The organism is Paenibacillus sp. FSL F4-0243 (assembly GCF_037963295.1).
In the GTDB taxonomy this organism is placed as follows: Bacteria; Bacillota; Bacilli; order Paenibacillales; family Paenibacillaceae; genus Paenibacillus_AQ.
The window spans coordinates 1,918,369-1,942,835 of sequence record NZ_CP150151.1 but is presented as its reverse complement, the minus strand read 5'-3'; the positions used below and the strand labels follow the sequence as shown (position 1 = coordinate 1,942,835).

The 24,467-nt window shown below is 43.4% G+C and carries 20 protein-coding genes; 3 read left to right on the top strand and 17 right to left on the bottom strand.

What is annotated here, in order from left to right; genetic code table 11:
* The first annotated feature begins 226 nt into the window (after positions 1-226).
* Both NSS87_RS08660 and NSS87_RS08655 read left to right on the top strand, forming a co-directional pair.
* Complete coding sequence (locus tag NSS87_RS08660; RefSeq protein WP_042186244.1) at positions 227-634, top strand: hypothetical protein; 408 nt, start codon at positions 227-229, stop codon at positions 632-634.
* Positions 631-1,698, top strand: coding sequence for a phosphodiester glycosidase family protein (locus NSS87_RS08655; RefSeq protein ID WP_143759516.1), 1,068 nt, complete (start codon positions 631-633; stop codon positions 1,696-1,698). Before NSS87_RS08660 ends, NSS87_RS08655 begins: the two co-directional genes overlap by 4 nt.
* Positions 1,699-2,063: 365 nt before the next feature.
* On the opposite strand, the gene NSS87_RS08650 is transcribed toward NSS87_RS08655, so the two are convergent.
* The 8 genes from NSS87_RS08650 to NSS87_RS08615 form a co-directional block, all read right to left on the bottom strand.
* Complete coding sequence (locus tag NSS87_RS08650; RefSeq protein ID WP_039871533.1) at positions 2,064-2,318, bottom strand: AbrB/MazE/SpoVT family DNA-binding domain-containing protein; 255 nt, start codon at positions 2,316-2,318, stop codon at positions 2,064-2,066.
* Positions 2,319-2,443: 125 nt separating this feature from the next.
* On the bottom strand, positions 2,444-2,908 hold the full coding sequence (trmL, locus tag NSS87_RS08645; protein ID WP_042125678.1) for a tRNA (uridine(34)/cytosine(34)/5-carboxymethylaminomethyluridine(34)-2'-O)-methyltransferase TrmL: 465 nt from the start codon (positions 2,906-2,908) through the stop codon (positions 2,444-2,446).
* A gap of 123 nt (positions 2,909-3,031) precedes the next feature.
* The gene (serC, locus tag NSS87_RS08640; protein WP_042186243.1) at positions 3,032-4,120 is read right to left on the bottom strand and encodes a 3-phosphoserine/phosphohydroxythreonine transaminase; all 1,089 of its coding nucleotides are present in this window, start codon (positions 4,118-4,120) and stop codon (positions 3,032-3,034) included.
* A 110-nt stretch (positions 4,121-4,230) separates the two neighbouring features.
* Positions 4,231-5,118, bottom strand: coding sequence for a hypothetical protein (locus NSS87_RS08635; RefSeq protein WP_339246290.1), 888 nt, complete (start codon positions 5,116-5,118; stop codon positions 4,231-4,233).
* A gap of 150 nt (positions 5,119-5,268) precedes the next feature.
* On the bottom strand, positions 5,269-8,007 hold the full coding sequence (locus NSS87_RS08630) for a cellobiose phosphorylase (protein ID WP_339246288.1): 2,739 nt from the start codon (positions 8,005-8,007) through the stop codon (positions 5,269-5,271).
* Between the two features lie 29 nt (positions 8,008-8,036).
* Positions 8,037-8,873 (bottom strand): carbohydrate ABC transporter permease, encoded by an 837-nt coding sequence (locus NSS87_RS08625; protein WP_042186238.1) that lies wholly within the window; start codon positions 8,871-8,873, stop codon positions 8,037-8,039.
* Complete coding sequence (locus NSS87_RS08620) at positions 8,873-9,766, bottom strand: sugar ABC transporter permease (RefSeq protein ID WP_042186236.1); 894 nt, start codon at positions 9,764-9,766, stop codon at positions 8,873-8,875. Before NSS87_RS08620 ends, NSS87_RS08625 begins: the two co-directional genes overlap by 1 nt.
* A 121-nt stretch (positions 9,767-9,887) precedes the next feature.
* Positions 9,888-11,255, bottom strand: a complete 1,368-nt coding sequence (locus NSS87_RS08615) for an extracellular solute-binding protein (protein ID WP_042186235.1) — start codon at positions 11,253-11,255, stop codon at positions 9,888-9,890.
* A gap of 375 nt (positions 11,256-11,630) precedes the next feature.
* Here NSS87_RS08615 and NSS87_RS08610 point away from each other — a divergent pair, with 375 nt between their 5' ends.
* Entirely contained in the window at positions 11,631-12,665 is a 1,035-nt protein-coding gene (locus NSS87_RS08610) for a LacI family DNA-binding transcriptional regulator (RefSeq protein ID WP_042186234.1), read from the top strand.
* Between the two features lie 205 nt (positions 12,666-12,870).
* Here NSS87_RS08610 and glnA read toward each other — a convergent pair whose 3' ends face one another.
* The 9 genes from glnA to liaF form a co-directional block, all read right to left on the bottom strand.
* Positions 12,871-14,295: a type I glutamate--ammonia ligase gene (gene glnA, locus NSS87_RS08605; protein WP_339246284.1), complete on the bottom strand. Its 1,425-nt coding sequence runs from the start codon at positions 14,293-14,295 to the stop codon at positions 12,871-12,873.
* Positions 14,296-14,578: 283 nt separating this feature from the next.
* The gene (aroF, locus tag NSS87_RS08600) at positions 14,579-15,625 is read right to left on the bottom strand and encodes a 3-deoxy-7-phosphoheptulonate synthase (protein WP_042186231.1); all 1,047 of its coding nucleotides are present in this window, start codon (positions 15,623-15,625) and stop codon (positions 14,579-14,581) included.
* A 264-nt stretch (positions 15,626-15,889) separates the two neighbouring features.
* Positions 15,890-16,846 carry a 4-hydroxy-3-methylbut-2-enyl diphosphate reductase gene (locus NSS87_RS08595; protein ID WP_042186228.1) on the bottom strand — a complete coding sequence of 319 codons (957 nt, stop codon included), beginning with the start codon at positions 16,844-16,846 and terminating at the stop codon, positions 15,890-15,892.
* Positions 16,847-16,906: 60 nt separating this feature from the next.
* Positions 16,907-18,352 (bottom strand): HAMP domain-containing sensor histidine kinase, encoded by a 1,446-nt coding sequence (locus NSS87_RS08590; protein WP_042186227.1) that lies wholly within the window; start codon positions 18,350-18,352, stop codon positions 16,907-16,909.
* A 1-nt stretch (position 18,353) separates the two neighbouring features.
* Positions 18,354-19,043, bottom strand: a complete 690-nt coding sequence (locus NSS87_RS08585) for a response regulator transcription factor (protein WP_042125657.1) — start codon at positions 19,041-19,043, stop codon at positions 18,354-18,356.
* Positions 19,044-19,152: 109 nt separating this feature from the next.
* Entirely contained in the window at positions 19,153-20,817 is a 1,665-nt protein-coding gene (locus tag NSS87_RS08580; protein WP_042186226.1) for a trypsin-like peptidase domain-containing protein, read from the bottom strand.
* A 600-nt stretch (positions 20,818-21,417) separates the two neighbouring features.
* Positions 21,418-22,071 (bottom strand): response regulator transcription factor, encoded by a 654-nt coding sequence (locus NSS87_RS08575; protein WP_042186223.1) that lies wholly within the window; start codon positions 22,069-22,071, stop codon positions 21,418-21,420.
* A gap of 3 nt (positions 22,072-22,074) precedes the next feature.
* Positions 22,075-23,151 carry a sensor histidine kinase gene (locus NSS87_RS08570; protein WP_339246280.1) on the bottom strand — a complete coding sequence of 359 codons (1,077 nt, stop codon included), beginning with the start codon at positions 23,149-23,151 and terminating at the stop codon, positions 22,075-22,077.
* Positions 23,152-24,231 (bottom strand): cell wall-active antibiotics response protein LiaF, encoded by a 1,080-nt coding sequence (liaF, locus tag NSS87_RS08565; RefSeq protein ID WP_339246278.1) that lies wholly within the window; start codon positions 24,229-24,231, stop codon positions 23,152-23,154.
* Between the last annotated feature and the right edge of the window lie 236 nt (positions 24,232-24,467).

Below are 24,467 nucleotides of genomic sequence, written 5' to 3'. Positions count from 1 at the left end.
TCCGGTTTAAACGCAAGCAAGGAAGTATGATGACTTGTTCGTTTATTCTCTCGCTGGTTACCTTGAGTACGTCTATCAGAAATTCCAATCTATAGAAATTGTATCGCAGTAGTTTAATAGGATGCAATTACTTTTTCTAGTTTTCACACTCTCTTACATTTTTGCGAAACTAGTCAAAGTCTGATAGAATGGGGACTTGAAAAAAAGACCAACCCGAGGTGATCAAATGCAACCGCTAGCGGAAACGTCCCCGGTACACTCGCGCCGTGCTGCTGTGAGAAGCGGCCCTTCCGTAAAATGGTTTTTACTGTTCTGGATCGTGATGATTGGAATCGGTGTATATGCTGTATACAGCTACACAAACCATTTGAAGCAGCAAGTGCTGAGCGAACTTAGCAATCAGAGCCAGCAGCAGCTTACCGTTCTGAAGACCGACTATGAGTCGAAAATTGCCGTTCTCACTGAAGAAGTGAAGGAATTGCAGAATACAGTACAAAGTTTTAACGAACTATTAACCTTCACTAAAGATAATGCAAGTGCCAAGACAGACAATAGTAATAAGCTATATACGCAATTGAGCGAAGTTAGCAAACAGTTAGAAGCTTTGAAGAAAGAAATGGATCTGATCAAATGATGACGCCAGTCAAGAGAGTGAACCGTTTCTTTATGCTTCTGACCGCACCTTTTTTAGGTTTACTGATATGTATGTGGTGGTATAGACCTCCGCTCGAGCTGGATCTTGATGTAGGACAATTCGCACCTATCTCAGGGCCTTTGAATGAAACAGCTGTCCTAAAAAAGGATTTAACCCTAGCCGAAGGCACTGCATCCTACACCATAGATGCAGTCAGCGCTAGCGCTAAGCTATATAAAGGAACCACTACTGCTATGAATAAGTTAGTCGAGACAGCGAAGACTCAAGCGAGCCGTCCTGAGCTTATCTATAACCGCCGGATATCTGCCAAGCTTGGAATACCTTCTGAGGTCCTTACTAGCGACCGGATTAGAATCGAGCTGTATAAGCTGAATCCAGGTAACTATAAGGCCTATGCTTTGAAGATCAAATTGAAGGATCCAACTGCGATGCAAATGAGTCTTGCGAAGGAAGCTACTGGTGGCGCAGAAACCACTATGCACGCTGTACAAAGTCATGGTGCTATTGCAGGTATTAATGCTGGAGGTTTTGCGGATAAAGCCGGAAAACGATATCCCTTAAGCACTACTGTGGTTGATGGAAAGTATCTCAATGGTTTCGAGCCGACATTCAAGGATCTCAGCTTCGTAGGTCTGAACAAGTCCGGACAGTTAATCGGCGGGAAATTTTACAGTCGCGCACAGTTAGATCAACTCGAACCCGTATTTGGTGCAACCTTTGTGCCTGTTCTACTTAAGAATAACGTCAAAGTACCGATCCCGGAAAAGTGGAAAACATCCCCCAATCGGGCGCCACGTACAGTAATCGGTAATTATAAGGATGATCAGCTTCTCATCTTTGTAGCGGATGGCTATAATGAGCTTGGCAGCTCTGGTGCCCGACTAGAGGAAATTCAGAACAAGCTATATAACATGGGTGTCATGGATGCTTATAATCTGGATGGTGGAGGATCGTCATCACTCATCTTCAATGGAAGAGTAGTCAACAAGCCATCAGACGGAAATCTTAGAGCTGTACCAACCAATTTCCTGTTTTTTAAATGATTATAGTAAAATGTCTATGCAACATATCACATTTGCGTTTATTTTTATTGATTTGCAGGGTATAATCTTGATAACGAATACATTTGCTAATGGAGGTGCCAGTATGTCGTTCTCATTAACCTTTTGGATCGTAACTATCGTATTTGTGTTATTTATGGTCGGCATCCTTACCTCATCTTACAACGACGACAAAACAAAAGGTCTATAAGCAAGAAATGCCTCAGCAGCCACTTGGCTCTGAGGCATTTTTTATAAGCCTGAAACAAAAAAACTGCCACATAAGTAGAGAAATCTACGAATGGGACAGTTTCTTTTTTTAGAAAACTATTGGCTGTCAGAATTCTAAATGTGTAAATATGTACTTCCTAGGCGTGTCTTGGCAATTGCGTCATTTCTGAGAGGCATGCAGCGCAAATATAACGATCTTTATATTCACTCACACCTTCCATTGATCCGCAGAAAACACATTTTGGACGGTAACGCTCCAAGATGATATGGTCACCCTGTACCAAAATTTCAACCGGGTCGCCTTCATTCATCTGATACCTTTTACGCAGGGACTTAGGCAGAACAATTCTACCCAGCTGATCCACTTTGCGAACTACACCAGCAGGTTTCATATCTAACGTACACCTCTCCTGTTCAACTAATAATTTGTAGCTACTATATATTTCGGCTCATTCATTATATTTCGTTATTAAAATGTCGAATCCTGCTGAAAAAAAACAAAAAAAATGTCTTTTTTCTAAACAAGATTAGGAAAATCCAGCTGTCGAAGGGCTTCATATACAATAATAGCTGCAGAATTCGATAAATTAAGCGATCTCACGGCATCACTCATTGGCATGCGCATTTTTGTTTCTTTACCCGCTTCCAGAATTTCAGCAGAAAGCCCCTTCGTTTCTTTACCAAAGACAAAGAAGTCTCCATCTTGAAAATCAAAATCGCTATATCTCTTCTCCGCTTTCGTCGTTGCGTAAAAGAAACGTCCCTCACTGTACTTCTCAAGTACCTCAGCAAAAGAGTCGTGGTATTCAATGTTAACAGCGTGCCAGTAATCCAATCCTGCTCTTTTCAATGTAGCATCGTCTGTACGGAATCCGAGCGGGCGAACCAAATGAAGATGAGTGCCTGTTGCTGCGCAGGTACGCGCAATGTTTCCAGTATTGGCCGGTATTTCCGGCTCAACTAATACGATATGGAGTGCCATTATATGGTTCCTTCCTCTCTAAAGGCTTAATAGCCAGATGTTTTACTCTACTGCATAACCATAGCTTCTCCAAACAAACTGAAAACCTTCCACCCATAGGCGGAAGGTTTACGATAGAGTTCATTAACCTTGAGTTTGCCGGAAATGGTTCATGAAATCAGAAAGTGCTTTAACACTTTCGTAAGGAACTGCATTGTAAATGGAAGCGCGCAAGCCACCCACACTACGATGTCCCTTTAAGCCGACAAAACCTTCCAGTTCAGCAGCTTTAACAAACCGTTTTTCGAGTTCTTCCGATTGCATCCGGAAGGTAACGTTCATAATGGAGCGACTGCTCTTCTCAGCAACACCACTGTAGAAGCCGTCACTTCCATCGATGTGATCATATAATAGACCCGCTTTTTCAAGGTTCTTGGAATGGATACCAGCAAGACCACCTTGCTCCTCAATCCATTTTAATACTTCGTTAACCATATATACAGAGAAAGATGGAGGTGTATTGTAAAGAGAGTTATTTTTGTAATGAGTGCTGTAACGCATGATAGTTGGAATGTTAGAAGGTGATTCTGCGAGCAATTCCTCTTTAGCAATAACTACAGTCACACCGGAAGGACCAAGGTTCTTTTGTGCTCCAGCATAGATCATTCCGAATTGGTTGACATCGATTGGCCGGCAAAGGATATCACTGGACATATCTGCGATGAGCGGAATCGAGCCAGCATCCGGATATTCTGCATATTGCGTTCCTTCAATGGTCTCATTGGAAGTAACGTGAAGGTAGGCAGCATTTTCCGCAGCTTTAATCGAACTCAATTCAGGTATAGCTAAGAATTTCTTGTCTTCGGAAGAAGCAGCAACATGAGCGCCCCCTACCAATTTAGCTTCTTTATAAGCCTTATCTGCCCAGCTACCTGTCATAACATAGCTACCTACTTGGCCTTCGGAAATCAGGTTCATAGGGATCATAGCAAACTGTGTGCTTGCTCCACCTTGTACGAACAATACCTTATAGCCCTTCGGATTGCCGAGGAGCGAAAGCAGACGTTCCTGCGCTTCATTATGCACGGATTCGTAGATTGCTCCACGGTGCGACATCTCCATGATAGACATTCCACTTTCTCGGAAATCAACAAACTCCGCTTGTGCGCGTTCCAGTACCGTAAGCGGCAATGCTGCCGGTCCGGCATTAAAATTGTATGCTCTCTTATTCAAAACTACTCCCCACCCTTTCTCTCCTATCAATATGGATATCGCTTATGATAGCAATAATCTCACACACCAGCAAGTATAATTATTCACATAAAAGCTTTGATTACTGCTTATCATGACGTGAAAAAATGATAAGTTCGGCTCCAGGACTTGCTTTCATGCGGTAAAAGACTAATGTTCACAAAAACTTCAGGTGAGACCACATGGCGTTCTCCCCATAGCGCCATTCGTGCTACTGGGAAATCTCCGCTTTCGCGTACTCCTGTTCCACTAGGCTTATGAACCAACTCCCAATTGAACTCAGCCTCTGGGCCTCCCCAGCCACTCAGCTTGCAGTAAAATGACCGATCTGGCTCTTCTGACCAAGTAAGGGTATTACCAGATACCTCTAGCAAATTATTCGTGTATTGAGATTCTGGTTCTACTACTTTGAGCCCATTCGAGAGGCGCAACTCAAAATCCGAACCTATATTCAAACCATCAATTCCTACGAAATTGTGGATGTACTCCTCGGTTTGGATTGGCTTATCCCCTTTGTTATGCAATTCATATGCAATTTTCAATTGGTCGTCCTTTATAGAGATCGTTTTGGTCAAAAGCATCGCGTATCCATCACTTTCCATCGGCTGGACAGTATATGTAATCGAATCATCCCTAACCTCCATATCAACAGCAAAGGGGGTTAGTGGATATTTATTATGAAAGCTATAGCTCTGCGAATCCAGCTTTTGTAACAATCCGATTCCGGGCTTTGGAAACCAGCCTCCGATCGGCGCTTCATCATACCCAATTGCCCGGGAAATGCCAAACTCGTTGCATAGTCCACTTCCGCCAGTACCCTCGCCTTCCTTCAAGCTCTCTGGCACACAAAACGTATGGTTACCCTTTTCTAACGTAACCTGTGTGATAAACCCCGTCCAGTCAAAACGAGTCCCTTTATAATCTTCTCCAATATCAGCGATATCCACAGATAATACGCCATTTGACAGCCTGTAACCCATCCTACACAAACCCCTTTCAATCATTCAACAAATAAGTAAATTAGCCCCATTATATCATTTATGAAGAACCTTAGTTTTTATAATTTTCAAAAAAACGTCTGCAGCCGCTATTCATAACGGTGCAGACGTTTATAAAAATTCTAGTTAAGATTACGCCAGAGTCACTTCAATCACGTGAAGCTTCTCTGTCTGCAGAGCAAGTAGCTCCTCACGTGGAATAATCGCACTTCCTGAGCCGCGCTGCAGCGTCACCCCGCTGCCGTTCAACGTAACGGAGTGTATTTGGTACTCTCCGTAGTTAAAGCTTCCAGTGGCTTTATAGACCACTTCAAACTCACGATCTGCAAAGATCGTCTTAATTGATGCTTTACCCTCGGAATCAAATTGTTCTTTTACTAATTTAGGTTCTAACAATAGATCTCCCAGCTTGCCCTTCACACCAAATACTTCAGTGACCATGGTTAGCAAGAGCCAGCTTGCGGAGCCTGTTAGATACGTGTACATCCCTCTGCCTTGCTCGTTAATATATTCAGGAATACCTGGGTAGATACGAGCTTTTTCGAAATCCGTACTCAAGCTGTAAAGAGATTCGAGGACCTTATGACCTTCTTTTACATAACCACGTTTGTACAACGCATTTCCGTACATGATGGTCATGTGACTGAACATGGCCCCATTTTCTTTATGGCCAAAAGCAAAACCAAAAGCACGACCCAGATTTTGCTGAATCCCACCGAAACGTGAATTAAGCCTGTATCCAATCTTATCATCAAATAGATTACGATCTACAGCAGCTATAATGTGTGGAATTTGCTCCGGAGCCGCTGCATGACCCATAAGCGGGAACACTTGGCCCGTAAGCGTCATACGAACGCCTTCAGAAAATTCACCCTCTACCTGTTCACCATCGTTATTATAATAACCATTAAACCAGCCATCGCCATTCTCACTCTGTACCCACTCGTTGCTACGCAAATGGTTAAATAACCATTCCGCTTTTTGTTCCAGATCGTCAGCTACTTTATCAATATCGAGAGATACACGAACTCCACTCACCTTATTTGGTGCGGCAGCATAATATCGATCCAATCTCTCATGTTTACCTGATACAGAACCATAATCCACAGACTCGTTAAGGGTATCCAGCAGTAGCTGCATTTCTTCGGCTAATTCAACAGTTTCCTGACCTTTAGAAGTCTTAAGGTTACGTAGGACCCGGGAAATATCCAATAGATTGCTAGCATAGAAAGATGTAAATGCTACACTCTCTCCGCGATCCGCCCCCATATCAAGGCCATCATTCCAGTCCGCGCCTTCGAGCAGGATATTATTATGTTCTCCTACATTAAAGAACGGAACTAGATTTTGCAGTAAAATGTGTTCCAGAATTGTACCTTTGTAGATTTCCCCAGAAACTGTTCTAAGATCACTGCCTACAGAGGTATTCCATGAAGTGTCACGTTCCTTACAACGACTCATAAAAGTATCCCGGAAATAAGTCTGTTCTTGCAACAAGAAATCAAGATCACCACTCTGATCCAGATAGAGCATCGTTGTTAAAAATGGCCATGCCCCATGATCCATCCATACACGAGGGATATTGTTACGGTCAGCGATAAATTCACCTGGCTGTTGACCGATAATGGTTGCGTTACTGCCATCAATTCTCACACCAGCGTAATTGTTGAAGAGTAGGCTACGAACTTCGGCAGGCTCCATAATGAGCAGTGCCAGACAGTCTTGCCAAAGATCTCGCCAGCCACGTCCGCCTCTTCCATAATCATGATACGGTAAGAAGGAGTTACCATACAGTCTTCTAAGGACTGGTTGGATGGTTACCCATTTCATCCATTGATCTGCATCCGAGTCGCCGGTATGAAATTCAACCATATTCACTTTGTCTGCCCAGAACATTTTAGTTTCCTCTAGCAGATGATCAAAAGCTTCAGATGTACCATATTTACTCATCAACGCTTCAACGTTAATTCTATCACTATCAATTGCCATAACTACGACATAAGAATGGCTTGCACCAGAAGACAAGGTAATTGAAGTAAAACGAAGACCACCAACGGCTTCATAACCCTCTCTATCCACGCCGCCACCTTTACCAATCTCTGGCGTAGCATTCAGAATAACAGCTTCTGGCCAGTCAAGACTTCCACCTTCACCGATAAATTCTTCTTGAATCGGGAAGAAACCATCAGGCTGACTGCCATCACCTTCTGCACCAAATACACCGTAAGAAGTGTGATTAATGCGATGACCACGCTCATCGAAAGATAGTGCAGGTTGAACCTCAACACCATAAGCTGAGGTGTAAATCCGGTTCAGCAGTGAAGTTACATGTCTGTGATCGCGCAGATCATCTGCGGAACGGGCATACAAGGGAACTACCGCCGTTGGCGTAAGAGTAAGCTCCTCTGTTCCCGTATTCGTCAACGTAACTTTCATAAGTTCTACCTTGTCGTTACCGCTAGGTACGAAGCTGGTAATCTCAGCTTTGACACCCATCTCAGAGTTGCTGCGAGTCACACGATGCCATAGAAATCCAGCCTCAAGTACTGCATCATCAGCAGATGGGGTGTAGAACGCTGCATTTTGCTTAGCAGAGTTTCCAGCTGCAGACCAAGCACCCTTGCCTTCGACGTAAACCCAGAAATTACGCGAGGCGCGTGAATTATGCAAATCTTCAACAGATAATGGCGGTGTTAAAAATGTATTATGACCTGTTGTCGCCTGACCATGAAGCTTCGGGGTTACAGTCGACATCATTCCCCCCTCATTTACTAGAGGGAAGTATAAGAAACTACTATGATCCGGTTGCTGAAGCTTGAACTCCCCGTCCTTTCCGGTGAATTCAAAGCCTTGATTTTTTTTGCGGTCCATTGTCCCCATCCTCTCATTTACACATCTACTTAAGCTTTAACCGCACCTGCCAATGCACCGTCAACGATATACTTTTGAATGAAGGTGTACAGGACGATAAGTGGTGCGGATACGATCATGATACCGCACGCCAACATAGGCCAGTTGTTTCCGTATTGACCGCGGAATTCTTTAAGCCCGAAGGTAATTGGATAATGTTCCGGACTTGGCAAATACATGATTGGACCTACAAAGTCATTCCAAATGGTAATCGCCGTCAGGATAACACCTGTTGCGATAACAGGTTTCATCAGTGGCATAATGATCTGGAATAAATACCGCATATACCCAGCACCATCCATACCTGCAGCTTCATCCATCTCACGGCTGATCCCTTTAATATAACCTACGAACATCATGAAGACGATCCCTGTTCCTCCTGTTTTTAGGAGAATATAACCCAGCTTCGTATCATAGCCCACGAATCCAAGCTCTTGTTTCAAGGTAAGCATCAATTTGAACTGTGCAACCATAGGGTTAGGCAAGAACTGTGACATCAAGAAGAACAAATAAATAAACCCGCTCCACTTCACATAATTTCTCGCCACCGGGAAAGCTCCGAATAACGACACGATTAGTGTTAGCACTGTTGCTACAACTGTGTACAGCAAACTGTTAATGAAATAATTAGAGAAATTACCTTTTAACCAAGCTTCCTTGTAATTATCCCATTGAATACTTTTCACAAGTCCGATCGGGTCTAGCAAATAGTCCGAAAAAGACTTGAATGAAATGTTTATTACAAACAATAGTGGCATGATATACAAAACAAGCAATACTGCAATCAGAATATAGGAGAGAGTTTTGGCGGTTTTGGAATCTTTCATTAATACTCCACCTCTCTCTTACGCATTTGTTTAACTGCAAATACAACGAAGACCAGAATCATAAGGAACTGCACCACAGAAAGCGCGGATGGAAGTCCCATCTGTAGAGAACCACGGAACGTCTCTTTATACACGTCATAAGCCATCGTTCTTGTGTTAAAGCGACCGTCCGTAGTTGCGAGAATAATATCAAAGGTCGACATCGCACCGATAATGGACAAAATAATATTAATGGTGAACGATGGAGCAATAAGTGGGAACGTAATGTTCTTAAAAGATTGCCACTTCGTGGTACCATCAATATATCCAGCTTCATACAGATCTTTCGGAACGGATTGAAGACCTGCAAGGAAAATCAGCATGGAGTAACCCATGTACATCCAAATTTGCGTGAATATTATATAACCAAACGCATGGGTGAAGCTTCCAAAGAACATATCTTTATAACCGAACAATGAATCATACAGTTGATTTACGGGACCACTTAGCGGATCGAACATCAAGCCCCATACCAGTGCAACTACCGATACACCGAGCACAACCGGCAAAAAGAAAACTGCGCGATAAAAATAATCGCCTTTCAGCTTCTGATTAATCACTACGGCCATAAGGAGACCGACACCGTTTTGTACGATTGTAACAATGACCATGAAATAAACTGTTCGTATAATGGAATCCCATCGTTCGCCTGAATTTCCGGAGTTAAAAACACTGTAATAATTGTCAAGGCCTACGAAATTCAATTTGCTTCCTGGAACGTTAGTAATATCTGTAAATGAATAAATGACCGTCATCATAGAGGGTCCAAAATAAAAAATAACGTACAACGATAATGGAATCATAAGCAGCAGAAGCGGTAAATATCTTTTTATACCTTTTCCGAATGGATACATTTCTCTCACCTACCCAATCCTAATTCAATAAAATGATCGGGGTCTGTACGAACAGACCCCGATGTTGTAGTACATGATGGTGCACAGTATGTTGTAGATGTCTGTTTATTAGGATAACAGCTTATTTAGGTGCTGCTGCTTCCCATTCTTTTTGTTGTACATCTGCAAGTTCTTTAGCGGTTTTGAATTCGCCGCCTGGTGCCAGGTATTCAGTGTGAACGCCTTCAGCAGCAATGTGCTCGCCTACATTGTCGCGGTTAATCATAATGATTTCATAAGCAAGTTCAAAGTCTTCTGCCATGTATTGGGCAAGTTCGTTATCAATGAAGTCACTGCCAGTTGCGATGTTATCTTGTGTTGGCACGAATCCGGCAGCCTTAACATATTCCGTGTAATTTTCTGGTTCAGAGAAGAATTCCAACCATTTCAATGCGCCTTCTTTGTTCGGACCTTTTTCTGCTGCATACCAAGTTACATCGTATTTGCCGACAAGAGAAGCGTTCTTAGCAGCATCTTCAGTAGCAGGGATTGGGAAGTATCCGAATTTCACATCAGGATTTGCCGCAGCGATTGTAGGTGCATCCCAAGTTCCGTCAGCAATCATAGCTGCTTTACCTGTTGCGAAGTACGAAGGTGCTGTTGCATAGTCAATACCCAAGAAACCATCGATGATGTAGTTATCTTGAAGGGTCTTCATTTTATCCAAAACTTCTACAGCCTCAGCATCGTTGAACGCCGAAGTGCCTTTCCAAACGCCTTCAATCCATTTTTGTTGGTCGCCGCCGCCTAGAATCTTAGCTTGCAAGCCGAACACTGGCAGTTTCAAAGGCCATACGTCTTTACCAGCCACTACGATTGGCACAATGCTCTTGGATTTCAAAGTATCTAGAACACTGATGAACTCTGTCCATGTTGTTGGAACAGTCAAACCGTTTTGTTCAAAAATTTCTTTATTATAGAAGAAACCTGACATTGCTACTTTACCGGTTGGGATCGCATACACTTTATCGTTGTAAGTACCCGCTTTGGCAATATCATTCGCATTGTAGTTTTTAACGAAAGCTTCGTTGCTCAGATCAGCAATCAAACCGGAATCAATCCATTGTTGCCAGTCTGGCACTTTCGCACCTGGTGTCCAATCTTTCGGAGACAATCTCATACCGGACAAATCAGCAAGGACGTCTACGTCACCAGCTGTAATTCTTGCTCTTTGTGCTTGTTTAAATTCATCGTCCGGACCTGTCGTCGTGTACTCAATCTTGTATTCTGGATATTTCTCTTCAAACTTCTTATTAATGTCTGTAATAACCTTGTTAATGTTTTCTTGTTTCCAGTGCAAGATTTTAATAACCTTTTTCTCACCATTTGCGGGCTTGCTTGTTCCGTTGCCCGAAGTAGCCTCACCATTTGTGTTGTTGCCGCTTCCACATGCTGCTAATGAGAGCACTAGCGCTGAGCTCAACAATACCGCAGAAAGCTTCTTTACCATTTTTGTTACCCCCCAGATGATTTGTATGACCTCTTAACGAAACACCATCTTAATTATTGAAATTACGAAACTTTAGCGATTATAATACAGAAAGCGGTTTCGTTGTTTTTATTATTACATCGTTATTTATCTTTGTAAAGTCTTTTTTTATTCTTTATCTTTGAACTATTCTTGAACTCAAATCCTCCAAAACCCTTTAAAATAAAGGATATATCTGTTTGAACGCCAAACATCCCATTGACTATCTACCTATATAATTATAAAATCATTTACGAAAACGTTTCGTAATTCATATTTGAAATCCTTAAAAAGTTTAACTCACCAATACTTTTATCATAGATTACGGAGTATTTCGCATTATAAGGAGGACTAAAGTTGGCCTATAACATTAAAGACATAGCGAAAATAGCTGGAGTTTCTGTTTCGACAGTATCTAAAATCATAAATAACTACAGCGACATTTCGGAAGACACCAAGACTAGGGTACAACAAATCATAAAGGAAACTGGATATACTCCCTCCAATTCAGCAAAAACATTAGCTACAAAATCATCGAATCTAATTGGAGTTATTTTTGCAGGAATGCTGAACGTTGACTTTACCCACCCTTTTTTCATCGAAGTTCTAAATTCCTTCAAAAAACAAATGGGACTGCTAGGTTACGATCTGATCTTTTTCTCTAACGAAAAATTCCAAAGTGGCGATACCAATGATTATCTTGCCCGTTGTTTGCATTTTAATGTGGATGGCTGCCTACTTATTACCGGACAAGAGCTAGAAACCTCCATCAGCGAATTGGATAATAGTTCTATCCCATGCATCGGCGTAGATTTAAAGCTATCAGGCGACAATTCGGGTTATATCATGTCTGATAATTTTAAGTTGTCTACCAAGGTAGTCGAACACTTTTACTTATTAGGCTATCGAGAACTTGGTTATATCGGCAGCTCCTCTGAGTCAGAAATCTCCAATATACGTGAAAGTGGTTTCCGCAAAGCGCTTGAAGATTTAGGTCTACCGATCAACGAAAACTGGTTCTTAAACGGCAGCAACTTCTTTGAAGCCAGCGGTTATGAAACCATGCGTAGAATGATTTCGAATGGAAACTTGCCAAGAGCGATCTTCGCGGCTTCTGATCAGCTAGCTATTGGGGCTATGCGTGCCCTAAAGGAATCTGCTATTGCTGTTCCTGGAACCGTCGCGATTATTGGCTGTGACGATATCGAAGCCTGCAATTACACAACACCACTCTTGACTACGATTAAGCAAAATAAAGATAAGATCGGTCGTCTAGCCGCGTTAATGCTGTATGATCTAATAAACAATCAATCAGGCACGAGCTCTTTCAGCGTCGAGCCAGAGCTCATCATAAGAGAATCCTGTGGAGCTCCTGAGCGGGGTTTAGTATAGATCCCTAGTGATACCTCTACTTAATTAAAGCGGAACTACAGGGCAGAATATTAACTATAGAAGCAAAAATGAGGATATCCTTAGCCATATCAATGGCCAAAGATATCCTCATTTTTGTTAGGATCAATACAAAAGGTGTTCCTAAATCATTTCCATGACTTAGGAACACCTTTATTGGTTAAAGCTTTATATGATTTGAGCAATCTTACAGGTCGAAGTACAGAGAATATTCATGTGGATGAACACGAATCGCAACCTCTTGAGCCTCGGAACGTTTCAGAGCAATATAGTTATCAATGAAGTCCTTAGTAAATACGTCGCCTTCTGTAAGGAACTCGTAATCAGCTTCCAAAGAATCAAGCGCTTCGCTCAGGCTACCTGGAACGCTGCGGATCTTTTCTTTGTCTGCATCGGACAATTCGTAGATGTTCTTATCCAGAGGACCGTAACCCAGTTCTTGTGGGTTGATCTTGTTCTTAATTCCGTCCAGACCTGCCATCAGCATTGCGGAGAATGCCAAGTAAGGGTTAGCGGTGGAGTCCGGTGTACGGAACTCGATACGACAGCCCTTCGGTGTCACAGCCGCTACTGGAATACGAACTGCTGCAGAACGATTTCCTTTGGAGTATACCAAGTTGACCGGTGCTTCGTAACCAGGAACCAAACGTTTAAATGAGTTGGTGCTTGGGTTAGTCAAAGCGATCAAGGCTGGTGCATGGTACAAAATACCGCCGATATAGTGAAGAGCCATTTCGCTCAAGTTAGCATAAGCGCCTTTTTCGTAAAACAAAGGAGTGTCTCCGTCAAAGATCGATTGGTGTACGTGCATTCCGCTACCATTATCGCCAAACAGTGGTTTTGGCATGAAGGTTGCTACTTTGCCGTACTGACGTGCAGTGTTTTGTACAATATATTTATAAGTCATGAGATTATCAGCAGTTTTCTTCAAGGTATCAAAACGGAAGTTAATTTCCGCTTGGCCTGCAGTTGCTACTTCGTGGTGATGACGCTCAATGCGTAGTCCCACTTCAGCAAGCAGACGACACATTTCACTACGGATATCCTGTTGGGAATCCACAGGTGCTACAGGTACATATCCACCTTTAACGCCAACTTTAAATGCAAGATTGCCGCCTTCTTCTTTACGACCCGTATTCCAAGCCGCTTCTTCAGAGTCTACGAAGAATGAGGAGCTGTTCATACCGCTCTCGTAACGAACATCATCAAAGATAAAGAATTCAGACTCAGGTGCGAAGAATGCTGATGTTCCAACTCCGCTCTTCTGAAGGAATTCTTCTGCTTTCACAGCAATACCGCGAGGATCGCGCTCATAGCGTTCACCATCAGGAGTGAAAATGTCGCACATAACGTTCAGCGTTGGATGAGCTGTAAACGGATCAATGAACACACTGTTCGGATCAGGCATCATAACCATGTCTGATTCTTCAATACCACGGAATCCTTTGATGGAAGAACCGTCGAATGCTACCCCATTTACAAAAGTTTCACCTTCCACTTCAGATGCAGGCAGAGAAATGTGGTGAGCACGGCCACCTAAATCTACGAATCGAAAATCTACCCACTCGATATTGTTTTCTTTAATTGTTTGCAACACTTTTTCAACCGACATGAATTTTTCCTCCCCCAAGTTCCGAACATTAAGCCCCTCACAGTATGCAAATGTTCTTGTTTCATTTTTATTTGCTGTCGTCATTATAAATCTCATACCTAACATCGTCAATGCTTATGTCAGGTATTTCTTTCAGCAATGTAAGATATTCTAACGCTTTCGTGAAATCCATTATTTTCGCTAATATTCATAACATTTCTAACTTATCCAATAGCAAAGAAGCCCTACTATCCCGCTGTACCACGGGTTTAGAGGACTTCCAAGATTCTTATATTCTTAAAAATTATAGCGCCGAAACGGTTTCTGGCGAAGTTGAAAACTTACGTCCAACAATCGGAGCAAGCTTTTCTAGATCCTTAAGCAGATTATCGAACTGCTCGGGGAATAACGATTGAACACCGTCACCTGTCATAGAATTGTCCGGATCTGTGTGCATTTCGATGATTAGACCATTTGCACCAGCTGCAACCGAAGCTTTAGCCATAGGTTCAACTAACTCACGACGTCCAGTGCCGTGACTTGGGTCAGAGATTACCGGAAGGTGGCTTAAGCTTTGTAAAACCGGAATAGCCGATAGATCCAGCGTATTGCGTGTGTAAGTCTCAAATGTACGAATACCACGCTCACAGAGCATTACATCCTTATTTCCGCCTGCCAAAATGTACTCCGCTGCATTGAGCAATTCATCATAGGTTGCACTGAAGCCGCGTTTCAGAAGGACAGGTCTTCCACAAGTACCCAGCTTGCGCAACAAATCAAAGTTCTGCATGTTCCGTGTACCCACCTGGAGGATGTCAGCATGCTCTGCACAAATATCCACATACTCTGGTGTCATAACCTCTGTAATGGTTAATAGGCCATGACGCTTTCCTGCTTCAGCCATCATAGTCAAACCTTCTACACCTACACCTTGGAAGCTGTATGGACCTGTACGCGGCTTAAACGCGCCTCCACGCAGTACCTGAGCACCTGAAGCTTTAACCAGACGGGCAATCTCATCAATCTGTTCTGGAGACTCAACGGCGCATGGTCCGCCCATAATCACCAGATTCTCTCCACCAATCTTCACACCCTTGATATCGATAATGGTATCCTCTGGATGGAAATCGCGGCTAGCTAGCTTATAAGACTTGGAGATCTTTACGACGTTCTCTACTCCCTTCATTTGCCGCAAATGCTCTGCAAGCTTAGGAGTTACACTTCCTACTAAACCGATAACAGTGTGATCTGCACCTTTAGAGAGATGTACCTGCAGACCCTCTTTTTCGATAACTGCAATAATATCTTTAACCTGCTCTTCTGGCGTTTGATTGGATGTAATGACGATCATTTTAATAACTTCCTCTCTACACTTAAAATTTATAATAATTTCGCTCAACACACTCGCACTACGACGCGTGTTCGCTTTTAAGCTTTTAAGCTTTTATGCTTTTAACCGATAAAGCGATTTTACTCTAAAAATCCTTTACCGTCAATCCTATTTCCTGATTTATAAGATGAAACCGCTTTTTCTAAATAGAAAAGCGCGTAACCTCGATAGATGAGGTTACGCGCTTTTGCCATAACACAAATATATAAGTTCGCTTACAGCGCATTAAGTAGTGCTTGTGCTCTTATTCTTAACCGGAGGAAGTAATTTCGCCATATTCACAGTACGTTTGATCTCCCATGTCTCGGGATTCTCGGAATCGTACTGCTCCAAATAATTAATAACTTCTTTGGTAATTGGTGTAGGTGTAGACGCGCCAGAGGTAACCCCCACAATATTTACACCCTTCAGCCAGTCGGTGTTTAGTTCAGAGATATCAGAAATCCGATGAGCAGGCACACCTGCGATCTCTTCCGACACCTGTGCCAGACGATTAGAGTTGTTGCTTCGTGGATCGCCAACGACAATCACTAGATCGCATTGACCCGCCTGTTCCGCTACAGCCTCTTGACGCACCTGAGTAGCCATACATATCTCATTATGCACTTCAGCACCTGGGAAGGTCTCTAGAAGCTTTTTCATAATATTCTTAATGTCCCACTGGCTCATAGTGGTCTGATTCGTAATTACAATCCGTGAAGAAGGAATGGATAGAGTTGCAATCTCATCTTCTTTTTCAATTAAATGCACATGCTCTGGCGCAATGCCGACAGCACCTTCCGGTTCCGGATGGCCTTTCTTGCCGATATAAATAACCTCATAACCGTCATCGACTTTCTCCTGAATGAGATCATGCGTCTTTGTCACATCAGGACAGGTAGCATCGACCGTAGTCAATCCTTTATCCCTAGCCATCTTGCGTACCTCAGGTGAAACTCCGTGAGCAGTGAATATAACGGTTCCACTGTCTACTTTATCAAGAATATCCAGACGGTTATGACCATCCAAGGTAATGATGCCATCGTCCTCAAACGAATTCGTGACATGACTATTATGAACAATCATGCCCAGTATATAAATCGGCCGGGGAAGATCGAGATTTTGCGCAGCCTGCCGTGCCATTACCATAGCATCGACTACTCCGTAACAATATCCCCGGGGAGAAATTTTAATGACTTCCATGACTTCACCAACTTTCTGCTTTCGTTGACTTCTGTAATAGGACACACTTTAAATTATACCCTATTCCAGCGGTGGAGCAAAGAGAAGCGGCAACCAGATCACAAAAGTAGTTCCTTCGCCTTGGCGTGTAACAACTTCCACAGACCCACCATGCTCGTCAATAATCCATTTAGCAATGGATAAACCAAGCCCAATTCCTTCAGTAATTCCACGTGATTCATCTGCACGATAGAAACGGTCGAAAATATATGGAACCTCATCTTTATCCATACCTATCCCCGTATCGGTGATCCGAATACCGACCTGATTCTGATAGAAAATCGTATCTAAACTTACCTCACCAGAAGGCGTGTATTTAAAAGCATTATCAATAAAAATAAATAACATTTGTTGTAAATAATCTTTATTACCCACAACATATTTTCCATTTAAGACGGACATATCCCCTGTAACCCACTCCGCTTGACGAGGCAGGAAGGATGCCCTACGCGCGATCTCAGTCATCATTGGTTCCAGTGCCACCGGCTCTATCTCGAAGGTTCGCCCTGTATCAGCACGAGCGAGCGAGAGCATATCTGCTACAAGTCGGCTCATTCGCTTAGACTCGTCCGCGATATCCTTCACCGATTCCATCGAGAGCTGGCGAATTTCAGCCTCGCTCATCTTCCCTTCGCCCGGTTCCATCTCCCAAACTTTTTGCAACAGATCGATATTCCCACGAATGGTTGTTAGTGGAGTCCGCAGCTCATGTGATGCATCGGAAACGAATCGACGCTGAGCTGCATAAGAATCCTCTAACTCTGTGTAGAATCCTTCCATCCGCCCAAGCATGTTATTGACAGTCTCAATTAAACGACCTATTTCGTCCGGAGGTCCATCATATTCAATACGGGAGCTTAGGTCTGTCCCAGTCTGGATACCGTTTGCAGCTTCAATCACTTTCCCAATAGGACTCATCGCTTTACGTGCCAGGAATAAACCAAAGGTAAATGCCGCGATCAAGGTAGCAAAAGAACCGACAAGCAATATATTTTTCAAACGCTCCAATAGCTTATTCTGCTCATTCACATAGGCAGCGACTTGTAATACAGCCACTGGATTATTATTATAATGCTCTAGTTCGATAGGCATCTCGTAGATCAAAAACTGATTGCCGTCCACAACAACATTACGAAATCCTTTTGCAATTTTATCTTTAGCAGGATAATCAAACCGTAGGCCAAAGTTAATCATATTTGTCGATTGTGACAAGCTTTTGCTGCCATAAGTATAAATCTGCGTATATAAATTGGAGTTTTCAGGACCGACTCCGCCAAGTTTCAGCTCACCATTGTAGCGATCAACGCTAAATAAAAGTTTCGTTTGCTCAGATTGTACCTTCAGACGATCCTTCAAGTCCCCATACGTATTAAAATAGACAAAACCGTAAATTGCGGCTGATAAGGCCAGCAGCATAACGGCCAAAATCCCTGAATACCAAGCAGTCAGCCGCAATCTTATAGACATGTTAGTTGTCACCTCTTAGAATGTAACCGGCACCCCGGATCGTTTGAATGAGGCGTTTACCGCCATGCTCCTCCGTCTTTTGACGTAGCATAGCTATGTATACCTCAAGTACATTTGATTCACCGCTATAATCATAACCCCATATTTTATCCATGATCAGATCACGCGAAAGCACCCGTTTCGGATTTTGCATAAAGAGATGCAGCAGCTCAAATTCCTTCGCTGTCAGCTCCAGTCTCTTGCCGGCGCGTGTCACTTCACGTGAATCCACATCCAAGGTAATATCCTCGTAAGTAACCGCTTGCTCACTGCCGCCACTTTGCTCACTCTTGCGCCGAAGCAATGCTCGCACACGCGCAAGTAACTCTTCCAGCGCAAATGGTTTAACTAGATAATCGTCCGCACCCAGATCAAGCCCTTTCACACGATGCTCAATTTCATCCTTGGCCGTAAGCATTAGAACAGGTACATTACTGCCCCCTTCTCGCAAACGACGACAGACTTCAAATCCGTCTACCTGAGGCATCATAACATCCAAAATCACCACATCCGGATCGCTGCTTAGGATTGCTCGTAAACCATCCGCTCCATTCACCGCTGTCTTTACATCGTAGCCTTCAAAAGCTAACCCCCGGCGCAGCATGGAAATAATTTTTTCATCATCATCAATAATAAGAATATTCGGTCGCATCAAGCAGCCCCCATTGTTCATTTCTATTTATTTATATTGTAGCAGTCACACCATGATTAGACAAAAACGGAAGGGTTGCCCCTTCCGCGTTATTCACCGTCCGGTGTTATTACTTCTGACTTTGCCCAGTAGTCGTATCAAAATCATTCTTGTTGCCGATTGTTACGGAAAGATCCATATTTTTACCATCGCGCACCACATTCAGCGTTACTTTGTCACCGACTTTTAGCGTTTGAATGAAAGCGATCAGATCTTGGTTTGTTGCATATTTTGTTCCATTTGCACCTGTAATGATATCGTAAGGGCGCAAGTCAGCGGCATACGCTGGCGATTTAAAGATAATGTCTGCAACTACAGAACCTTCTTTAATATCCGTGCCCATTTGCTTAGCTACTTCATCTGTAATCGTCATAAGCGTTGCACCAATGAATGGTACGGGTTCTTTTGGAATCGCTTGATTCGCTTCGAGTTTATCTACGACTTCTTTAATCGTATTCACAGCGATAGCGAAACCAATACCTTGGGAATCTGTGCTAACAGCTACGTTCATACCAATTACCTGTCCATTCATATTGAGCAACGGACCACCGGAGTTACCAGGGTTGATAGAAGCATCTGTTTGCAGCAGGTTTTTGTAGTTGCGTGTTCCACTACCATCTTCTTCGTTAATATCAATGCTGCGTCCTTTTGCACTAAGAACACCAGAGGTTACTGTATGGTCGAAGCCTTGCGGGTTACCGATAGCAACCACTTCTGAGCCTACTTTCAAGCTATCCGAATCTCCCAGAGCAACTGTAGGAAAATCAGTATCTCCTTCAATCTTCAGTACTGCCAAATCCAGATCTTTGCTAGAACCTAGCAATTTCGCTTCGTATGGTTTGGTCACGCCATCCACTGTAACTTGGATAACATCGGCATTTTCAATGACGTGCTGATTGGTCAAAATATATCCGGATTTCTCATAAATGAAGCCTGTTCCAATTCCATAAGGGATGAGCTGCGATGAAGAATTTGAACCTGACTTCGAGTCCTGCTCATTTTGTGAAGAACCACTTCCACCGTATTGATCCCCGAAGAAAAATTGAGAGAACGGATCACTTAAGTTCGGACTGGATGAACTTCCATTACGCGAACCAGATTTCACTAACGTCTCAATCTTGACGACTGCTGGTCCAACCGCATCAACTACGCCAGTCACATCACGAGATCCTTTCACCAATGATGTAGTGGTAGTATTAGGTGTAGTACTAGCACTCTCATTCGTCGTCTTCGCCGTTCCATTCGATTCTGAGCTCGCAATGGTTGAAGCTGCATCTCCTGTGAACCAGTTGCCTCGATCTGCCATGAACATAGAACCTGAGAGAACGACCATACCCGCTAAGAAGGAAACAAATATTGTTTTCACTGAGCTTTTTGGCTTTTTATTAAATTGCCAGCCACCGCCACCTTCAGAACCGCCTCCGCCGTTTCCTCCACGTCCACCGCCATTACCATCAAAGCCTGTACTGCGATATGAACTGTTATATGGGAGTTGTTTTACAGGCTGTGGAGGTGTAATCTCGACCCGCTCCGGCTCCATCCGGTTGTAATGCTGAGCACTTCCGTCTACGTTACTTTCATCTTTGTTCAATGATTTAAATGGTCCATAAGAATAGTAGTATGATGATCCGGATTCGGATGACTGATTATTATTGCTATTATGGTTATTATTGTCCCAATCCCGATCTGGTGCTGGTCCATTGTCTCGATTAAAGTTGTTTTTGTTATCGTCCATGTTTATTTACCTCCTGCATCCTGTCGCCTGACAAGGATTAATTTGTTTTCTTGTTTCTTATTTTGTACTTTAAACCTTAAGGTCACATTAAAAACAATTTAAGCGGAGATAAAAGATATAGGCAAATAGACGTTATTTGGTTCAAAAGGCGCACGCTGTTGGTCGGGAATGGGTTTCAGGCTACACCGCTGTTGAAATCATGTTCCTATGAATTGACACTGCGAGTGGAACATGATTTCAAGGGCGGACGTAAACTTTTCGCTCTGATACCCAATCCCTAGGCAGGGAAGTAAAAAAGAAGCTCGGGCGCGGAAAACAACGCGGCCCGAACTTCCAACATACAACCTAGAACAAAACCCTAGAACGTCGTCCATGAACGAAGTCCAAGAACAAGGAACAAACAACGATCAATAATTATAGGGAAAAACTCCCTATAATTCTCAGCAACATAGCTAATTATGAGAAAAACAAGGAATTTATACGGAGGATTTCCCTATAGTCCTGTATACAAGCGTAAAACTCAAGTTTAAAGGGACGTTTTCCTTATAACTTACTTTTAAGCCCCCATAAACTACTCCAAATCATCATAAACACCAATCCCTAACCCTGAGCCCAACCCTTCCGATGAGCATAAATAGCCAACTGGGTTCGATCATCCAACTCGCATTTCATCAGCAGGTTACTGACATGCGTCTTCACAGTCTTGATGCTGATATGTAGTTCCTCGCCGATATCCTTATTGGTCTTGCCCTCTGCAATAAGTAGTAGGACCTCCTTCTCACGCTCCGTCAAGCCGGAGGAATCACCTTGCACGGTACGCTGGCGAATGCCACGTGTCAACGCTTGCGATACATCCCCTGTCATAACTGGCATACCGCGAAATGCGCCTTGCAGTGCGTAGATCAGTTCCTCTGCCGATACGGTTTTGAGCACATAGCTGACTGCTCCAGCTTCTATAGCGTCCACGACGAGGTCATCCTCTAAGAAGCTGGTCAAGATAACGATTTTGAGACCAGGAAATTCCGATAGCACTGCACGAGTAGTCTCCACACCATTCATCACAGGCATCATCAGATCCATTAGCACGAGATCGGGTAAGCCTTCATGTCCGCCAGCACGCAGCATCTCCAGCGCTTCTTGTCCATTTGCTGCTTCTCCTATAACCTCAAACGTCGGCTCCAGCATCAGATATGTTTTAAGACCCATCCGCACCATATCATGATCATCCACGAGCAACACTCTTATGACGCTCATGCTCTATTCCTCCTCGTCCTCTGTATCTGTTCCTAACGCTCTTTTTCCCTCTAACTCAGAGTTCCCTTGCACAAACTTAGGGATATGTACACGTATGGTCGTTCCCGCACCCTTACGGCTAATAATCTCCACTTGTCCACCCAGTTTCTCCGCACGCTCGCGCATGGTGGTAAGACCGTACGAACCCTGTTTTTGCTGTATATGTTCAAAACCTTGACCGTCGTCGCTAATACTCAGCACAACCTGTCTTGACCCTTCACGCAGTGATAAACTGACCAGTCTAGCTTCAGCATGCTTCACAATATTCGCCATAGCCTCCTGGATAATCAAGAATAACTGATGTTCAATAGCCTCAGATAATTCTCCTTGCAGCTCAAGCTCCTTCATTCCTTTTAAGCCGTTCTGGCGGCAATAATCAGGGAACCATTTTTCCAGTGCTTCGAAAAGATTCCTGCCTTCCAGCTCCACCGGTCGCAACTGTGCAATAAGTGCTCTCATCTGCTTTTGTGCCATCTGTGACATTGCAATTAACTGATCCATTACCAATTGACCTTGAGCTTCATTAACCTTCAGCACTTTAGGCAGCGAAGAAGCCGACATATGGATGGCAAAAAGCTGTTGGCTCACCGTATCATGCAAATCCCGGGCCATACGCCTTCTTTCCTCCAACACCGCACTCTCCGCTGCCTGTTCCTTCTCAATAACCTCTTGTTCACCCAATCGCTGCAGAAGCTGCATCTTGTTCTCAACCGTATCCATCATGACATTAAATTCATGGTACACTCTCGCAAAAGACTGGTCATCACTCTCTGGCATACGAACGGACAGATTCCCTTTTGCCACCTGCAGCATATTTAGATCCAGATGATCAATCCGGCGCTGAATGCGCTGACCTGCCATATAGCCGATTACAACAGTGAACAACACGATCCCCAGACATAAGTACAGCCACATGCGATAATCCATTACTTCGATATACCCAAGGCAAGTGCCTGCATACATCAACCCGGCGCTTACGGCTCCAGTGAGCAAAAAGTAAAACAACAACAACCATTTGGTATTACTAAAGATTGTTCCCATCTAACCCACCGTTTTAACTTTAATGTCACCTATAAAAGCACTTACGTTAATGCGGACCTTTTTGCCCGCTTCTTTATAATAAGGCGTCTTGCATTGAACACTGCTCATAAATCCACTCCGAGACTGATCCAAAACTTCCATATCGCCGATAAATGAACTACTGTTCACTGAGATTCCAAGATCCATATCATTCGGAATGTACACCTTGATGTCACCTATAAAAGCGGAGATATTAATTTTCGTTTCTCCATAAGCAATCTGCGCGTTCGTCAGATCCAGTACAGTATCACCTATAAACTGCGAGACATTTGTATTCTTCAGTTGGAAATGCTCGCGACCCATGTGGACATCCCCAATAAAAGCAGAGCGATTAGTTGACTCCTTGCTGCTACTCTCTGTCTTATGGAACTCCTCATGCCATTCCCCATGTCTTCTAGCATGACGCTCATGACGTTCCTGACGTCTGCGCTCATGACGCTCCTGTTTCTCCTGCCAACGTGATTCAGCGGTGGATTTAAAAGCTCCAGTTCCGTCCTCATCCTCTTCTTCATCTTTTTGCAGATTAATATTCCAGTCTCGCCCACCAGAAGGTTTGCCGAATTTCTGCTCGAATTGTTCATCTAGCGTGGAATCCAGCGGTTTTGGCGGCTCCACATCCAGCGAGCTTTTTCCTGGAGGAAAGTAATCAGGTGGTGATGGTGGCGCAGGTGGCACTGGTGGTACTGAACCTCGTGGTTTAAAAATCACATAAAGACCGCCACCAATAAGCATGATTGGAATGAACATTTTGAAAAAATCCCCGGCTGAAATATCGAACCAGTCCAAATTTCGTCCAAGGAAGAACACTCCGATCGCCAGAAAGAAAAAACCGCCGATAGGTGAAGATCCACCTTTTTGATGTTCGTCTCCCGTACCCAGGAGTCGCTTCATCCCCATGAGGATCAAGATAACAGGCCAATAATTTGAGATTAAATAACCTAAGCTGAAATCGGTGTAACCCAATTGTCTAAGTAGAAACATGGCTCCAATCCCTATCAGGATCAAGCCGCCAAAAATCTGACTGGTGAACCTTCTTTTCATATTCCATTTCCCCTTTAAATTAGTGGAACGCTCTCTTCTTCAATCTTATAGCCTTAGTCTACAGGAAGGAAGCGCTCATAAACAGCGGCGAGAGAAGGAACTTCCACTCAGTCTCTAGACGGAGACGAATGGGGTAATATTCCATTTACTTCATTATATATGAAAAATGAAAAAAGACCGTCCCTCAGTTTTAAACTGATTGGGACAGTCTCTTTATTCAGCAGTCTTCTGCTTCA

Excerpts from the sequence above, each read along its gene's own strand:
- NSS87_RS08660 (WP_042186244.1), top strand. The coding sequence starts at position 227 with ATGCAACCGCTAGCGGAAACGTCCCCGGTACACTCGCGCCGTGCTGCT.
- NSS87_RS08590 (WP_042186227.1), bottom strand. The coding sequence starts at position 18,352 with ATGTCTATAAGATTGCGGCTGACTGCTTGGTATTCAGGGATTTTGGCC.
- NSS87_RS08580 (WP_042186226.1), bottom strand. The coding sequence starts at position 20,817 with ATGGACGATAACAAAAACAACTTTAATCGAGACAATGGACCAGCACCA.
- NSS87_RS08625 (WP_042186238.1), bottom strand. The coding sequence starts at position 8,873 with ATGAAAGATTCCAAAACCGCCAAAACTCTCTCCTATATTCTGATTGCA.
- NSS87_RS08615 (WP_042186235.1), bottom strand. The coding sequence starts at position 11,255 with ATGGTAAAGAAGCTTTCTGCGGTATTGTTGAGCTCAGCGCTAGTGCTC.
- NSS87_RS08635 (WP_339246290.1), bottom strand. The coding sequence starts at position 5,118 with ATGGGTTACAGGCTGTCAAATGGCGTATTATCTGTGGATATCGCTGAT.
- NSS87_RS08620 (WP_042186236.1), bottom strand. The coding sequence starts at position 9,766 with ATGTATCCATTCGGAAAAGGTATAAAAAGATATTTACCGCTTCTGCTG.
- NSS87_RS08570 (WP_339246280.1), bottom strand. The coding sequence starts at position 23,151 with ATGGGAACAATCTTTAGTAATACCAAATGGTTGTTGTTGTTTTACTTT.
- NSS87_RS08650 (WP_039871533.1), bottom strand. The coding sequence starts at position 2,318 with ATGAAACCTGCTGGTGTAGTTCGCAAAGTGGATCAGCTGGGTAGAATT.
- glnA (WP_339246284.1), bottom strand. The coding sequence starts at position 14,295 with ATGTCGGTTGAAAAAGTGTTGCAAACAATTAAAGAAAACAATATCGAG.
- aroF (WP_042186231.1), bottom strand. The coding sequence starts at position 15,625 with ATGATCGTCATTACATCCAATCAAACGCCAGAAGAGCAGGTTAAAGAT.
- NSS87_RS08585 (WP_042125657.1), bottom strand. The coding sequence starts at position 19,043 with ATGCGACCGAATATTCTTATTATTGATGATGATGAAAAAATTATTTCC.
- NSS87_RS08655 (WP_143759516.1), top strand. The coding sequence starts at position 631 with ATGATGACGCCAGTCAAGAGAGTGAACCGTTTCTTTATGCTTCTGACC.
- trmL (WP_042125678.1), bottom strand. The coding sequence starts at position 2,908 with ATGGCACTCCATATCGTATTAGTTGAGCCGGAAATACCGGCCAATACT.
- NSS87_RS08595 (WP_042186228.1), bottom strand. The coding sequence starts at position 16,846 with ATGGAAGTCATTAAAATTTCTCCCCGGGGATATTGTTACGGAGTAGTC.
- NSS87_RS08630 (WP_339246288.1), bottom strand. The coding sequence starts at position 8,007 with ATGGACCGCAAAAAAAATCAAGGCTTTGAATTCACCGGAAAGGACGGG.
- liaF (WP_339246278.1), bottom strand. The coding sequence starts at position 24,231 with ATGAAAAGAAGGTTCACCAGTCAGATTTTTGGCGGCTTGATCCTGATA.
- NSS87_RS08575 (WP_042186223.1), bottom strand. The coding sequence starts at position 22,071 with ATGAGCGTCATAAGAGTGTTGCTCGTGGATGATCATGATATGGTGCGG.